The organism is Shewanella sp. Pdp11, from assembly GCF_002838165.1.
Classification (GTDB): domain Bacteria; phylum Pseudomonadota; class Gammaproteobacteria; order Enterobacterales; family Shewanellaceae; genus Shewanella; species Shewanella hafniensis.
Map to the genome: position 1 here is coordinate 460169 of NZ_CP015194.1, position 13546 is coordinate 473714.

14 protein-coding genes are annotated in these 13546 nt (G+C 47.1%); 8 read left to right on the forward strand and 6 right to left on the reverse strand.

Annotated features, from left to right (window positions below; genetic code table 11):
• Positions 1-2 precede the first annotated feature (2 nt).
• On the forward strand, positions 3-665 hold the full coding sequence (locus AYJ58_RS02180) for a Bax inhibitor-1 family protein (RefSeq protein ID WP_106648561.1): 663 nt from the start codon (positions 3-5) through the stop codon (positions 663-665).
• A gap of 17 nt (positions 666-682) precedes the next feature.
• On the forward strand, positions 683-940 hold the full coding sequence (locus AYJ58_RS02185; RefSeq protein WP_106648564.1) for a putative hemolysin: 258 nt from the start codon (positions 683-685) through the stop codon (positions 938-940).
• Between the two features lie 75 nt (positions 941-1015).
• On the opposite strand, the gene rlmF is transcribed toward AYJ58_RS02185, so the two are convergent.
• Both rlmF and AYJ58_RS02195 read right to left on the reverse strand, forming a co-directional pair.
• Positions 1016-2107, reverse strand: coding sequence for a 23S rRNA (adenine(1618)-N(6))-methyltransferase RlmF (rlmF, locus tag AYJ58_RS02190; RefSeq protein ID WP_106648566.1), 1092 nt, complete (start codon positions 2105-2107; stop codon positions 1016-1018).
• Between the two features lie 58 nt (positions 2108-2165).
• Positions 2166-2588, reverse strand: a complete 423-nt coding sequence (locus AYJ58_RS02195) for a flagellar basal body-associated protein FliL (protein WP_106648569.1) — start codon at positions 2586-2588, stop codon at positions 2166-2168.
• Between the two features lie 171 nt (positions 2589-2759).
• On the opposite strand from AYJ58_RS02195, the gene AYJ58_RS02200 reads away from it, so the two are divergent.
• Entirely contained in the window at positions 2760-3323 is a 564-nt protein-coding gene (locus AYJ58_RS02200) for a chorismate--pyruvate lyase family protein (protein WP_106648571.1), read from the forward strand.
• A 94-nt stretch (positions 3324-3417) separates the two neighbouring features.
• Here AYJ58_RS02200 and AYJ58_RS02205 read toward each other — a convergent pair whose 3' ends face one another.
• Complete coding sequence (locus AYJ58_RS02205) at positions 3418-6012, reverse strand: immune inhibitor A domain-containing protein (protein WP_106648574.1); 2595 nt, start codon at positions 6010-6012, stop codon at positions 3418-3420.
• A gap of 314 nt (positions 6013-6326) precedes the next feature.
• The gene (locus AYJ58_RS02210) at positions 6327-6920 is read right to left on the reverse strand and encodes a YhgN family NAAT transporter (protein WP_011848195.1); all 594 of its coding nucleotides are present in this window, start codon (positions 6918-6920) and stop codon (positions 6327-6329) included.
• Positions 6921-7139: 219 nt separating this feature from the next.
• Here AYJ58_RS02210 and AYJ58_RS02215 point away from each other — a divergent pair, with 219 nt between their 5' ends.
• Positions 7140-8786 (forward strand): metal transporter, encoded by a 1647-nt coding sequence (locus AYJ58_RS02215; RefSeq protein WP_106651724.1) that lies wholly within the window; start codon positions 7140-7142, stop codon positions 8784-8786.
• Between the two features lie 61 nt (positions 8787-8847).
• Entirely contained in the window at positions 8848-9651 is an 804-nt protein-coding gene (locus AYJ58_RS02220; RefSeq protein ID WP_106648577.1) for an NRDE family protein, read from the forward strand.
• A 39-nt stretch (positions 9652-9690) separates the two neighbouring features.
• On the opposite strand, the gene AYJ58_RS02225 is transcribed toward AYJ58_RS02220, so the two are convergent.
• Positions 9691-10143 carry a YybH family protein gene (locus AYJ58_RS02225; RefSeq protein ID WP_106648579.1) on the reverse strand — a complete coding sequence of 151 codons (453 nt, stop codon included), beginning with the start codon at positions 10141-10143 and terminating at the stop codon, positions 9691-9693.
• A 129-nt stretch (positions 10144-10272) separates the two neighbouring features.
• Between AYJ58_RS02225 and AYJ58_RS02230 the strand changes: the two genes are divergently transcribed.
• Together AYJ58_RS02230 and AYJ58_RS02235 are read left to right on the forward strand one after the other, a co-directional pair.
• Positions 10273-10836, forward strand: coding sequence for a lysophospholipid acyltransferase family protein (locus AYJ58_RS02230; protein ID WP_106648582.1), 564 nt, complete (start codon positions 10273-10275; stop codon positions 10834-10836).
• Between the two features lie 27 nt (positions 10837-10863).
• Positions 10864-11487 (forward strand): LysE family translocator, encoded by a 624-nt coding sequence (locus AYJ58_RS02235; protein ID WP_106648584.1) that lies wholly within the window; start codon positions 10864-10866, stop codon positions 11485-11487.
• On the opposite strand, the gene AYJ58_RS02240 is transcribed toward AYJ58_RS02235, so the two are convergent.
• On the reverse strand, positions 11484-12752 hold the full coding sequence (locus AYJ58_RS02240) for a mechanosensitive ion channel family protein (protein ID WP_106648587.1): 1269 nt from the start codon (positions 12750-12752) through the stop codon (positions 11484-11486). The two genes, AYJ58_RS02235 and AYJ58_RS02240, sit on opposite strands and share 4 nt — an antisense overlap.
• Before the next feature lie 208 nt (positions 12753-12960).
• On the opposite strand from AYJ58_RS02240, the gene AYJ58_RS02245 reads away from it, so the two are divergent.
• A complete protein-coding gene (locus AYJ58_RS02245) occupies positions 12961-13539 on the forward strand; it encodes an outer membrane beta-barrel protein (protein ID WP_106648590.1) in 579 nt (192 codons plus the stop codon).
• The last annotated feature ends 7 nt before the right edge of the window (positions 13540-13546 follow it).

Genomic DNA, 13546 nt, shown 5'->3' on the forward strand with positions numbered 1-13546 from the left:
ATATGGATTCGGAAAACAGTGTATTTGATCGCATGACCACAGATGATCCCATCGTTGGCGCTGGTATCTACAACCTCGTTATCGGCCTCACGCTGATTTGGGGTTTTGCCGTTAACTATTGGATGGTCACCAATATAGACCCAGAAGCGATTGCCAGCGTGAATCCTTGGATTTTCTTTATCGGCTATTTTGCCTCCTGTTTTTTCGGGATTTATCTGTTTCAAAAATCGAGCAATCCCGTGGTCAGCTTTATTGGCTACAACTTTGTAGTCGTCCCCTTCGGCTTAATTATCAATATGGTAGTCAGTCAATACGACCCTGAATTAGTGACGGAAGCCATTCGCATTACTGGCCTAGTAACCATTGCCATGATGTGTCTAGGCACACTCTTTCCCGCCTTTTTCCAGAAAATTGCCGGTGCACTCACGATTGCTTTGTTGCTGGTTATCGTAGTCGAGCTAATTGAAGTGTTTATCTTTAATACTCACCACGGCATTTTAGATTGGATAGTGGTGCTGATTTTCTGCGGATATATAGGTTACGACTGGGGACGGGCGAATCAAATTCCGAAAACCATAGATAATGCCATCGATAGCGCTGCCGCTTTGTATATGGATATCATCAACTTATTCCTACGCATTCTGCGAATTTTAGGGCGTAAATAAGTCACCAAGGAGTGTCTATGAAAGGCCTATTACCGTTTACTGCAACTTTACTGCTGGCAACTGTGGCACTCGTGGGTTGCGGCGAAGCTGAAAAACCTGCTGCGCAAGTTAAGATTGCTAATCCGGCCTCTGAGTATTGCATCTCTCAGGGTGGTAGCTTAGTAATAGAGAAAACCGCCGAAGGTGAGCATGGTATCTGTACCTTGCCAAACGGTGAAGCCATAGAAGAGTGGGCGTTATTCCGCCGTGATCATCAAGAAGAAAAGCCGCAGTAACAGTGGTTCTTTTTACCCTTAACAAAACAGGCGCCAATAATGGCGCCTGTTTTGTTATTAAGTAAACTGAAAATCTTAATTGGCTAAGTGTTCAGCGCGCCAGAGTTTGCGCTTAGCGGCCGACTGAAAGCTCCACGCTAAAACCCGCGTAATTTTATTGCCTTGCTGCATTTCAATCGTCTTCACTGTATCAACGTTCAACTGTGCTAAGGCTTGATAACAAGGTTTCAGGTTTTCTTGCTTCGACACTAGGCTAGTGAACCACAGGCATTGCTCTGCAAACATCTGACTCTCACGGATCATAGTCGCCAAAAACTGTCGCTCTCCGCCTTGGCACCAAAGCTCTGCCGCTTGGCCGCCGAAATTCAGCTTAGGTGCAGCCTTTACTGAGCTCCCACGATTAAGCTGTAGATTGGCCACCTTACGCTTTGTACCTTCGCTCGCCTCGGCCATAGAGGCATGAAATGGAGGATTACACAGGGTGAGCTCAAAACGCTCTTCGGCTTGGATTACTCCATTGAAGACCGCCTTGTCATCTGGCTGTAATCGTAAGCTTATCCGCCCTTGCAGCGCTGGGTTTTGCTCGATAATACTCTGCACATTGGTGAGTGAATGGGTATTGATATCCGAGGCAACAAATTGCCAACCATACACTTGGCTGCCCAATATGGGATAAATACCGTTCGCGCCTGTACCAATATCTAGCACTCTCGCCTTATCCATGGCACATGACTTATCGCCTTCGGCTAACAGATCTGCTACGTAATGCACATAATCGACGCGTCCGGGAATTGGAGGACATAACGCTCCTTGAGGAATATCCCAAGATCCAATCCCATAGTGATGTTTAAGTAGCGCCGCATTGAGGGTTTTGACTGCCAAGGGGTCGGCAAAATCTATCGACAACGCGCCATAGGGCGTGGGCCGCACAAAGGTTTTCAGCCGAGGGAATGCACTGATTAGCGCCGGAAAATCATAGCCATTCAAGTGGGCATTACGCGGATGCAGGGCTTTTTTGATTTCAGCCCTAGGTTTGTCTTTGCTTAGTTTTGCCCTGCCTTCAGGTTTAACCTGCTTAGATGCGTTAGCTTTTTGGCGGGGGTTCGCTGCGCGGGTTGCGGTTTTCGCAGTCGCTGATGGAACGGATTTAACGACAGGTTTTGACATAGCAGCTCTTGTAACGCAATGGGCCGACATAAGTCAGCCCATAGAATAAGACAATGAATTAATCGTACAGATAAGAGGTAAAGAGTAAGTTTACAATCAATGCTTTACCTGCTTCTTGAGTGATCAAGTTATTGACCATATCGAAGCACTCGCGGCGAATCTCTTCACGGCCAGTGAGTGACTTAATCTTTTCTTCCGATTGATTACCTAACACTTCCACAATCGCGGCGCGTAATAGCGGATCGTGACGCTCAATAGTGACCAGATCATCGGGGCTCTTCACCATTAACTCGACGCTGATCTTCACAAACCCTAATTTCTTACGGTTAGAAATGTAGTTAGTGACGATTTCGGGCTCAAAACCATAGTAGGCGTACTCCCCCGTAGGTGTTGCCGCGGGTGCGGCTTCTTTTTCATCGACCGCATAAACACTGAAAACACTGGTAAACAGGATCAGACAGACTGAGAGTAATTTTTTCATAGCGACTTGCGGCTCCCTAAAAACAATCATGGTGATGGAAAATACTTCCCAATCTATATAGCCAAACAACCTGAAAACGCCAGATCAGTATCAGGAGGTCGCTTGGGTATATATGCTAGTGTCGCGACATGTTAAACTGCCGACGTTTGCCTATATTGTAACGAGTATTTAATGAATGTGACTAGCTTAAGCTTCCCCTATGGTGAATCTATTCAGTGGTTTTCAGCCGAACTAGCCGACAAACTCCCAAAATCGCCCTTGAAAGAATGGTTGCTAGCTACAGGCAGCCTAACTCAAAAACTCAAAACTTGCTGCACTCAATTTGAAGTCAAAGTCCTTGGCGAAGGGCTGCATGCGCCCTTAGATGGCGAATATCCCCAGCAAGGCTCAGTATGGATCCGCGAAGTGTTACTTTGCCTCGACTCAATCCCTTGGGTATTTGCCAGAACCTTGATCCCCGAAAAGTTAATGGCCGAGCGCCAAGCGGATTTTTTAGGGCTGGGCACCCGCCCCTTAGGTGAACTGCTGTTTAGCCAAGATCATTTTATCCCTGGCAGAATTGAAGTCGCCAGTTTTGAGACCTGTAGTCGCCTCGCGCATTTAGCCGAAAGTTTAGATCAGAGTGTCGAACATGAACTCTGGGGACGCCGCCGCTATTTTCATCACGGTGAACACGAAATGATTGTCAGTGAAATCTTTCTGCCTGCGGCCGAGCAAGCTATCCGTCAGTTATGAATCCGAGTTTTAGCCAAAGCTGCACTAATGACTGATGACAAATAAAAATGCCTCTAAATTAGAGGCATTTTTGATCTGCTATTACGCGATTCACTTAGCGAATATTTAACTGACGACGCCAAGTCAATAAGCCAAGGAAAGCAAGGCTCAACCAACCTAGACTACCACCGCCAGAACTCTCATTCGCCGGCGGAGTCACCGGAGGTGTGACTGGCGGCGTAACTGGTGCAGTAACGGTCACTGTCAGACTACTAATATCTTTATTACTCGCATCTGTCACAGTAAGCGTCACAGTATAAGAGCCTGCGCTTGCGTAGGTATGGGTTGGCGAAGCCGCTGCACTTGTGGTGCCATCACCAAAATCCCAAGCGTAGGTTAATGCTCCCGCACCACCATTGACATTACTGGTGAAATTTACAACTAATTGATTGACTGTATTAGTAAAACTGACTTTTAACGGCGCTACAGCATCAGAATTTGCATTTGCTAACCGAATAACCGCTGTGCTGTTATTACTGGCTTGCGATAGTACCTGCATCGTCAAACCTAACTGCTGCAATACCATACCTGACTGCGGTTGTAGCGGCGCACTGTAATCTAGACTGTCATCAAACAGACTGACAGCATCGCGATTATTGTCACCTAAGTAGAAGGTTTGTTTTACTGTGCTAAAGGCTGCATCGCGGATCTGCTCGTCAGTAGAGCGAGTGCCTATAAGATTTTGGTCAGCATCAATCACGCCAATCAAGCCATGGCCCGCATGGTCTGAGACATTATTGTCACTGTAACCAAAATCTTCTAACCAGACTAATACACCAGGATCAAAACTTGCGGCTTTTAAGCCAGCATCGACACCGTTATGGCTACGCAGTTGGATAAGATAGCGAGATGCTGGCCCAGGACGTGAGTCCTTAATCCGGCTATAACCATAGAACGTCACTTTATCCGCGACTTCGGCGTTATCACTATAGAACTCAGTGGTATTTTGTTTAACACTGATGTTATCGAGAGTGATCCCTGATCCTCCGGTATAGTCATCGGTGACATAATTGATCTCGACCGCAATCGTTTTCCCTGAATAGGCAGATAAATCATACTCTAACGTTACCCAAGCATCATTGCCTTCCGCCTGAGCAATCGCAGACGACTCGCCAGTAATAATATGACGAGCGCTATTTACCCCATTGTTAAACTTAGTGTGATTACCCGCAATAGCCTCACCATCCACTTTCACTTGCATGTAGTCATAGTCACGTTCAATACTCCAACTGGCTTTCATACTCAGGATCAGTTTATCTGTCGTGGCTGTGGGCAAAGTAACATTGAAATTCATGCTGTTATTCAGCATATCCCCTTGACCAGAATAATACTGATAACTGCCCTGATAAGGTGTTTTAAAGGGGATTGGCGTTGGAGGAAGTGGAATGGAGATCTGGTTAACCGCCTGATGATTAACCGCCTCATTCAAGGTCACATCCATGCCAGATTTTGGAATACTATCTAAACTGATTTCACGTTCATTCAACCACTTACCTTTATATCTTTCCTGTAGGTAAGAGCGCGCATAGGGACTAAAGCCACTCGGCTGGGCACCAGCGATAGCGCCAGCCCAACTTCCACCAGACATCAAAGACCATAACCCTACAGGCGAGCCGTCTTTATTATCATTTTCAGTGGTATCGTATTCATCTGGCAGACCTAAATCATGGCCAAACTCATGGGTACACACGCCCGTGGCCGCATCGATAGGCTGAATGGTATAACCGAATACTTTTTTATCCGTACCAGGAAGCGCATAGCCATTGGTTGCTTGGTCAACAAAAAATCGATGCGACCAAATTGCACTCGCGCCTAAAGCTCCACCACCGGCTTCTTCACCTATGCTAGAGTGGAAAATCATCACATGGTCGATAATGCCATCGGGCTCGTTGTAATTACCGTTGTTGTTCAAGTCATTTTGGTCTTCAACATCATAGCTAGCCAACTCTGCAGGAGACATATTCGCGACGGCTTGAGATACGGCTTCTTTTACCAATTGTTCGACCTGTGAATCACTACGAGTATCTGGATCATTAGCACCATAGTATTCGGCATTTTGTGAGGCGGTATACCAACCCTTTACATCCCCAGTAAAGGAGAAGGTTTGCCCTGAAACCGCTTGATAATATTGATAAGCCGAATCTAACGTCTGCCCCTGTGGACCATTAAAGCCAGTCGTCGAAAAGAGTAATGCCTTGTAGTGGGACGCAGGATAACTTGGGTAATACATGGCCGTATCGCCCGCACTTAAGCCATTGTTATCATGTTTTAAATCAGGAAAATCCACTAATATAGAGAGTACTTTAACGGTTTTTTTTACATCCGCATCAACCAGTAAACGCTGTGCGGGTGAGCGCATCATTTGCGATGACTTAGCTCTTTGCAGACGCGCGTGTTCGGCTTCAACTTCGATGCGCGGCGCCTTAGGTTGAGCCAATGTGGCACGATGAATATACGCTTCTATCGCTTCCTGCTTGACGCTATCACTGGCATCGGCGGCCACTTCGCCACGCTTAATCAACCAATATAAAATTCGATCTTTATTAATCACACCCGCATCTGCAGGCGTATGATTCGGAGCCGCAATACTCGCGCCGCTAATCAATGCCAACATCAGTCCAAACGCTGTCACGCCTTTTGCACTTCGCATTTTTAACATCCTTACTGTAACAACCAACGCCATTCTATTTATTAAGACTAGTGTCTCTTTGTATTAAGACAAATTTGCCTTTATGAGTCATCTACTCAGGGTTGCCCCATCTCAAGATACAGACGGAGTTTTCGACATTAGCAGCACTACACACCAGTAACAACTTGATACATTGCTTCACCAGAAAGATTTACACTTTTGTCAGCGTTTATTCAGCAAATCTCTGTTCTGAGGGTATTCCTACCAGATTTCTGCCATAAAAAAACCGCATTAACAGTGTTAATGCGGTTTCGTTTTAAGCAAGCGAGATAAATTTAGCCAGCGGTTTTTAGATAATTTGAAATACCGTCGAGGAACATTTGTACTGAGATCATGACCAATACCATGCCCATCAAACGCTCAACCGCAGTGAGGCCTTTTTCACCCAGCACACGGGTAAAGAGTTTATAAAACATTAAGATCACTGCACTTGCCCCCCAAGCAGACACTAATGCTATGGTCCAATCACCCATGCGTGAGCTATCGGTATGCGCCAGTAGAATCAAAGCGGCAAGAATCGATGGACCTGCCATCAGGGGAATGGCCATAGGCACGATAAATGGCTCTTCTCCCGCGGCTAATCCAACGACACCACCGGGTTGGGGGAAAATCATTTTAATCGCGATAAGAAACAGGATAATCCCGCCCGCGATACTCACAGACTCAGAGCGAAGATTTAAGAAACTTAAGATAGCCTCACCCGCATAAAGGAAAGACAGCATGATCACTAAGGCGAAGAGTAACTCGCGGATCAATACCTTACGACGTTTCTTGGGATCGATATGCCGTAGAATCGACGCAAAAATCGGCAAATTCCCCAGGGGGTCCATGATCAAAAACAACATTACCGCAGCAGAAAATATATCCATTTAACGTATCAACACCCAAGCCAACATAAGCCCATATTGTATAACCTTTTCTCGATGTTGATGTGAAAATTTCTCCGCTAAATGGCCAAAGTGAATAAAATTCGCCCCCGAAAACCCCAGCGCAAAATGTCAGTTTGGTAAATTGCCAGCAAGTCACTGCTCACTTTGACTTACAGCTGGTATACTATGGCGTTTTTTCAGCAAATTTCCGTGGAATCCATGCTCTATCTTCTTGCTAGTTGTATCGCACTCTTAATTGGGCCACTGTTTTATCGCTACTTTTCATCGGGCAGCGGATTACAGAAGGGGCTCGATGGCTTTATATTCGTCTCATTAGGCGGATTAGTGTTGATCCACATCTTGCCAGAGCTGCTGCAGCATGGTGGTTTGTTAGCCGTTGTTTTTGTATTCCTAGGTATCTGGGGACCGACCGCCAGCGAACGCCTATTCCACCGTTATTCAGAAATCACCCATAATCTCACCTTGTCCCTAGGGATCGGTGGCTTGCTACTGCACACCATCACAGACGGTGGCGCTATGGTATTGGCGCAGCAAGATGGCAATTCGATTTTACTCGCACTCGGGGTCATTATGCATCGCCTCCCCGTCGGCCTCGCCATTTGGTGGTTACTCAAACCTCAAGTCGGCACCCGTTGGGCTAGCTTAGTGCTGGTCGCTATGATGCTGCTTACGGGTGTAGGTTACTTTGCAGGCGAGCAATTAATCACTCAGCTCAGTTTAGAAAATACCGTTTATTTACAAGCGTTTGTTACCGGTTCGATTTTGCATGTGGTGCTACATCAACCCCACGGTCAACACGATACCGACAAGCAAGGCAAATACGAATACCAAGCTGGTATCGGCAGTTTGCTCGGTATAGGCTTGCTCGTGATGCTGCTATTAATGGATTCTGGCGGCCACGAACATGCCCACCATGATCACAGCACAGAACAATTAATGACTTGGTTACTGACACTCGCGCCCATATTACTGCTGAGCTATGGTGCGGCTGCGCTGCGCTTCAAATTCGGTTTAACACCGCAGGATAGCAGCTTAGCCCGCCGCTGGTTTCAACGCTTAGCGGGGCCAGAAGCCTTAGTGATCACCGCCCTGTTGCTCGGTCCTTGGATAGCGTTATTCCAGTTACTTGTGGTCTTTATTCTTAGCGCTTATTTAAGCCACGCTAACGTCACTATTACCGATCCACACACTAAATTACCTAGCAATGCCCTGCGTTTCGGCTTTGCACATTTAGTCGATCGCAGCGCACCGTGGATTTTACTCAGCCTAGTCCTAGTGAATTTAATCGGCCATCCTTCGGTGCCATTAAGCAATCCGCTGCTGCAGGTTATAGTGCTGTTGCTCGTGTTTTTACCTATGCGTTTCTGCAACTTAGGCGCAGCGGTGCTGGCTCTTGCACTGGCCTATAGTGGCTGGAGCCCTATCGCGATTATCATGCCGCTGATTGCCGCACCTGTGCTTAACATAGCGCAGCTTAAGTTAATGACATGGCCACAAAGGGCAATATTACTGAGTATTATTGCGGTGAGTTTAGTCGCTGCACTGCGTCTACCACTGTGGTTCTCGCTGTTCACTTTACCGGAAGTGGTGAACTTAATCGCGCTGCTGATCCTGTCGGGATTATTTGCCGCCAGCTTACTACGCTTAGGCCCACGTAAATTTTTACGCCGCTTAATGCTGAGCAAGCCGGTAGCGAACTCGCATGGACATTCCCACGAACATGCTCATAGCCATAGCGCTTCGCACGCATCTGTTCAAAGCACGACTGAAATACCTAGCGCCCATGATCATTCCGATGAACATACACACGAAAAAGCAAAAGCGGATAAGCACTCACACCACTAACACTGTTCATTTGTGAGCAGACAGGCTAAGTTAATCTACCTTTGGATTAATTTAGCCTGCTATGTGCATACTCTTTGTCGCCATTAATGCCCATCCTAAGTATCCCTTAATCATCTGTGCCAACCGTGATGAGTTTCACCATAGACCGACCGCGCCAGCACACTTTTGGCCACCGGAAGAAAACATACTCGCTGGAAAAGATCTGCAGGCGGGCGGCACTTGGTTTGGGGTGAATAAGCAGGGACAAGTCGCCGCTGTGACGAATTTGCGCGTACCGCAAAAGCCCCCAGAAGCCATGCGTAGTCGTGGTGAACTCATCACTATGACACTCAACTCTGGGTCGCTCGTGTGCCCGAATTGGCTCGTTGAGCACAGTGACAATTATCAACCATTCAATCTCATCTTCGGCCAAGGTACTGACTTATATTGTTTTAACAGCATCAATAAAGACACAGTTAAACTCGCCGATGGGTTTCATGCCATTAGCAATGGTGCACTCGATGATATTTGGCCGAAAATGGCGAAGGGACAACAAGCGCTAGAAGCTGTGATAAGTCAGTCAGACAACCTAGAAGTGCAAGCGCTGTTACAGCTGATGAAAGACGACTCTCAACCACAAGATAATGAATTGCCGAACACGGGAGTGGGGATAGAGTGGGAACGGCGCTTAGCCGCAATTTATATTCGTCACCCCGACTATGGTACGCGCTCAACCAGCATTCTACTTGAGGATACTGAAGGCGGCATGCATTTCACCGAAGTGAGATACGACGGTAAAGGTAGACAGCTCGGACAGCAGGATTTCCATTTAACCCTGCCCGCCGAGCCACCCGCTAAGCCAGACTGTTTATTATCGCAAATCTAATTTGAACTGCTGTGCAGTACTGAGTGTAAAGGACACGGCTTAGTCCGAACTGTGATCCATAGTAATCACCCAGCGGTCGTCAATTTTCTCAATCAACAGGGTAAACACACCCGTTGGGGCATCTTTTATCCGCCGTAAATCCCAGCGCCCAACCACCATAGCGGCGTAATTGCTGAGCATTTTGATTTCTTTTATCGTGAACTTCAGCTCACCAAGCGCTTCTTTATTGGGATAATTTTTCTTATAAGCGGCAAGGGTTTCCTCCCAGCCATAACGAAACTTACCGTTAGAAACAAAACGCAATTGCTCACTCTTCCAGTAACCTTGCATATAAGCATCGAGATCGCCGCGATTCCAGGCGTCTTCTTGGCCTTTGAGCATCTGCGTAATTTCATCCGTCGGCACCGCACTCACATGGCAAGTTACTAAGAATAAAAGTGTCGCAAAAAAACGCTGCCAGCTAGCATTGTTTAATAGTCCATTTTTCAACATAGTATTGTTCCCCCACAATCAGGTTAAACTGTACTATAGCGAATTCAGCACCGACTATCTTGCTTAAGCCAATTTAAAATCTAAAAAAGCTGATGATATTATTAATTTTTCGACTCTGGGCACCGAACTATGTTTACACCACTTTGCCGTTGGCTACTTAAGCTTTCAGGCTGGCAGATAGAAGGCCAACTGCCCGACTGCGCTAAATACATCATCATAGTCGCACCACATACCAGTAACTGGGACTTCATCGTAGGCATCTTAGCTCGTGGTGCTCTGGGCACTCGAATTCACTTTCTCGGTAAACACCAACTCTTTATCCCGCCTTGGGGCTGGTTCTTCCGCGCCATTGGCGGTAGCCCAGTGGATAGACGCAAAAACAATAACTTAGTCGATGCTGCCGTACAGCTGTTTGAGTCGAAAACCGATTATAAGCTAGCGTTGGCGCCCGAAGGCACCCGTAGTCCAGTGACCCGCTGGAAGTGCGGCTTCTACCATATTGCCTGCAAGGCTCACGTACCTATCACTCCCGTTGGCTTAGACTTTAGCCGCCGCACTGTCGTTATCCGTACGCCATTGCAGCCCAGTGGTGATATCGCGACCGACATGCACGAGATTTTGAGCTTCTATCGCACCATTAAAGGCCGTCATCCTAAGGTGATCCCTGATTTTGTGGCGAGCACGAAGCATTAATCTTTCCCCCTATTTAGAGCGGCACACATGCAACCCGAAACTTGGTTACTCTATCTCTTGGCCATTGTATTGATTGGGATCTCACCCGGCCCCATCGCTATGTTGTCTATGTCCCACGGGATCCATTTCGGCAAGATGCGCAGCATGGCCACAGGCCTTGGCAGTGTGAGTGCCGCTTTAGTCTTGATGATGGCGTCAGCGGCGGGATTAGGCGCCATTATCAGCACCTCAGAATACGGTTTTACCTTGCTAAAATGGTGCGGTGTAGCCTATTTAGTGTTTTTAGGCATCAAACTGTTGTTGACCAAGAGCCAAGGTCAACCCCTTGAGATCAGCCAATCAAAAGGCAAAGGCACGCCAAGGCAACTTTATCAGCAGGCGTTTCTAGTGGGGATCAGTAATCCCAAGGATTTACTGTTTTTTGCCGCGCTGTTTCCGCAATTTATCAATCTTGCCGCGCCGCAATTACCGCAACTTATGATACTGGCAGCCACTTGGGCAATAGTGGATTTTAGCTTTGTGATGATTTACGCCTGCATGGCCAATGTGCTTGCGCCCAGCCTAAAGGCGAGCAACAAGCTGCATTGGTTTGACAGAAGCAGCGGCGGTGTCTTTCTTACCTTAGCCGCGATTCTGATCAGTCGAGACTAACCCTCGACCTTCACCGATTTTAAGCTGCGAATATCGTTACCCGTTGGCGCTTGGAAAGCCTGCAGACCAAACTCAGGCAATATTGCAAAAACATGGTCGAAGATATCTGCTTGTATCGCTTCATAAAATGCCCAGCGAGTATCGTTAGTGAAGATATAAATCTCGATCGGTAGACCCTCTGTGGTTGGCGCGAGCTGACGCACCATTAGGGTCATGTCCTTGTGCACTTTATCGTGACGCTGTAGGTATTCCTGCAGGTAAGCGCGGAAGGTGCCGACGTTAGTCAAATGGCGACCATTCACTTTCATATCAAGATCAGAGACTCTGGCATTCGCCTCGCGGATTTCGTTGATTTTGGCAGGGAAATATTCTTTTAAGCAATTGATCTTACTGAGACGTTCGTGCTCTTCCTCGCTCAAAAACTTAATGCTGTTAATGTCGATATTAACAGCGCGTTTAATCCTACGCCCACCCGACTCAGACATACCACGCCAGTTGCGAAACGCATCCGACACTAAGGCATAGGCGGGGATCATAGTGATGGTTTTATCCCAGTTACGCACTTTAACTGTGGTCAGCGAGACTTCTTCTACCGCACCGTCGGCGCCATATTTGTCCATCTGGATCCAGTCGCCCTTGCTCACCATGCGGTTTGCTGCTAACTGAATACCCGCCACAAAACCTAAAATAGTGTCGCGGAACACTAACATCACAAAACCCGTCGCCACACCTAAGCCGCTAAGGAAGTACACAGGGGACTGATCGGCCAAGATGGAGATAGAAACGATAATGCCGACAAAGAATAAAAACAGCTTAGTTAACTGCACAAAGCTTTTAACGGGTAAACGTCGGCTCACCAGATTGACATCTGAAATTTCATCGACCGCATCTAAACCCGCATAAATAGCGCGGATCATCAGCACCACCAGCCAAATACTCAGCAACCGGTCGATTAAATTACTTAAGATTTGATGTTCGGTTAAGGCGATGGGTACTAATAGATTGAGCACGATTGCAGGCACTAGCATGGCCAGCTTTTCGAGCACTTTGTAACGCATAAACACATCGTCCCAGGTGACTTTGGAGCGCAGGATCACCATGTTGACAGCGCGTATGACTACACGTCGAACAATGAGATAAGCGATACCCGCCAGCAGTAAGCAGGCAATGATCATTATGCTGGTTGATATGCCGTCCGAGGGTTGGCTATCAATCCCAAAGCCCGCTAACCATGCCGAAATTTCGAGTCTTATTTCCTGATCCACAATTCCACTCCAACCTAGGCGCTAGCGCAACAAACCCATACAAAGGTAACGGCCGAGTTGACCTCGGTTAATGCCACCCTAGAAAATACTCATGCTCAAACACAATAAATTTACAAACACTTATTTTAAAAGAGATTTTAGCATTTTGAATTGACCAAGCACAAAGGAAAATGAACAATATTTCCCCTATCTCTAAGGAAACCATTCTATGTGTCGTTATTCATCTAAGGTCGCTTGTCTTAGCTTTGGACTATTGAGCCTATACCAACCGCTTCAAGCGGCCGAATATAGCACTTCTAAGCCATTGGTGATGCCAGATAAATCAGAGAAAACCGCCAATGCACCTTATATCGCACTCATGCTGGATTACGTGCCCGCTGCAGACAATCTCTACGGTATTACACTCGCACCCTATCATTTCGATAATAATTACCAGCAATGGGGATATTACCTAGGCTATGCACGCAGCCGTGAAACCGACATTATCGTACCAGAGCCCGCGCAGTCCTTCCGCCAAGAAAGCCTCTTTCGCTTAGGGTTAAGCTACAGCCTCACTGCCGACTTAAGCATTTATGCGGGCGGCAGCGGCTATATCAGTACAGTGTCTTACACTAACAATATTTCACCCAGAATTGTCGATGGCAAACCTAGGTGGGATGAAGATAAAACCACCAGCTGGGGCGCAGAAGCTGGGCTTAGATACCGCATTACCGAACATTTCATCCTGAGCGCGGGCTACAACTCCAGCACAGAATCCACAGTTTTAAGCATAGGTTACGCGGGCTAAGCCTAAT

What these genes read in the sequence shown, in the direction of transcription:
- AYJ58_RS02225 (WP_106648579.1), bottom strand. Translation starts at nt 10,143, where the DNA reads ATGTTGAAAAATGGACTATTAAACAATGCTAGCTGGCAGCGTTTTTTT.
- AYJ58_RS02205 (WP_106648574.1), bottom strand. Translation starts at nt 6,012, where the DNA reads ATGCGAAGTGCAAAAGGCGTGACAGCGTTTGGACTGATGTTGGCATTG.
- AYJ58_RS02180 (WP_106648561.1), top strand. Translation starts at nt 3, where the DNA reads ATGGATTCGGAAAACAGTGTATTTGATCGCATGACCACAGATGATCCC.
- rlmF (WP_106648566.1), bottom strand. Translation starts at nt 2,107, where the DNA reads ATGTCAAAACCTGTCGTTAAATCCGTTCCATCAGCGACTGCGAAAACC.
- AYJ58_RS02215 (WP_106651724.1), top strand. Translation starts at nt 7,140, where the DNA reads ATGCTCTATCTTCTTGCTAGTTGTATCGCACTCTTAATTGGGCCACTG.
- AYJ58_RS02230 (WP_106648582.1), top strand. Translation starts at nt 10,273, where the DNA reads ATGTTTACACCACTTTGCCGTTGGCTACTTAAGCTTTCAGGCTGGCAG.
- AYJ58_RS02235 (WP_106648584.1), top strand. Translation starts at nt 10,864, where the DNA reads ATGCAACCCGAAACTTGGTTACTCTATCTCTTGGCCATTGTATTGATT.
- AYJ58_RS02195 (WP_106648569.1), bottom strand. Translation starts at nt 2,588, where the DNA reads ATGAAAAAATTACTCTCAGTCTGTCTGATCCTGTTTACCAGTGTTTTC.
- AYJ58_RS02245 (WP_106648590.1), top strand. Translation starts at nt 12,961, where the DNA reads ATGTGTCGTTATTCATCTAAGGTCGCTTGTCTTAGCTTTGGACTATTG.
- AYJ58_RS02220 (WP_106648577.1), top strand. Translation starts at nt 8,848, where the DNA reads ATGTGCATACTCTTTGTCGCCATTAATGCCCATCCTAAGTATCCCTTA.
- AYJ58_RS02210 (WP_011848195.1), bottom strand. Translation starts at nt 6,920, where the DNA reads ATGGATATATTTTCTGCTGCGGTAATGTTGTTTTTGATCATGGACCCC.
- AYJ58_RS02200 (WP_106648571.1), top strand. Translation starts at nt 2,760, where the DNA reads ATGAATGTGACTAGCTTAAGCTTCCCCTATGGTGAATCTATTCAGTGG.
- AYJ58_RS02185 (WP_106648564.1), top strand. Translation starts at nt 683, where the DNA reads ATGAAAGGCCTATTACCGTTTACTGCAACTTTACTGCTGGCAACTGTG.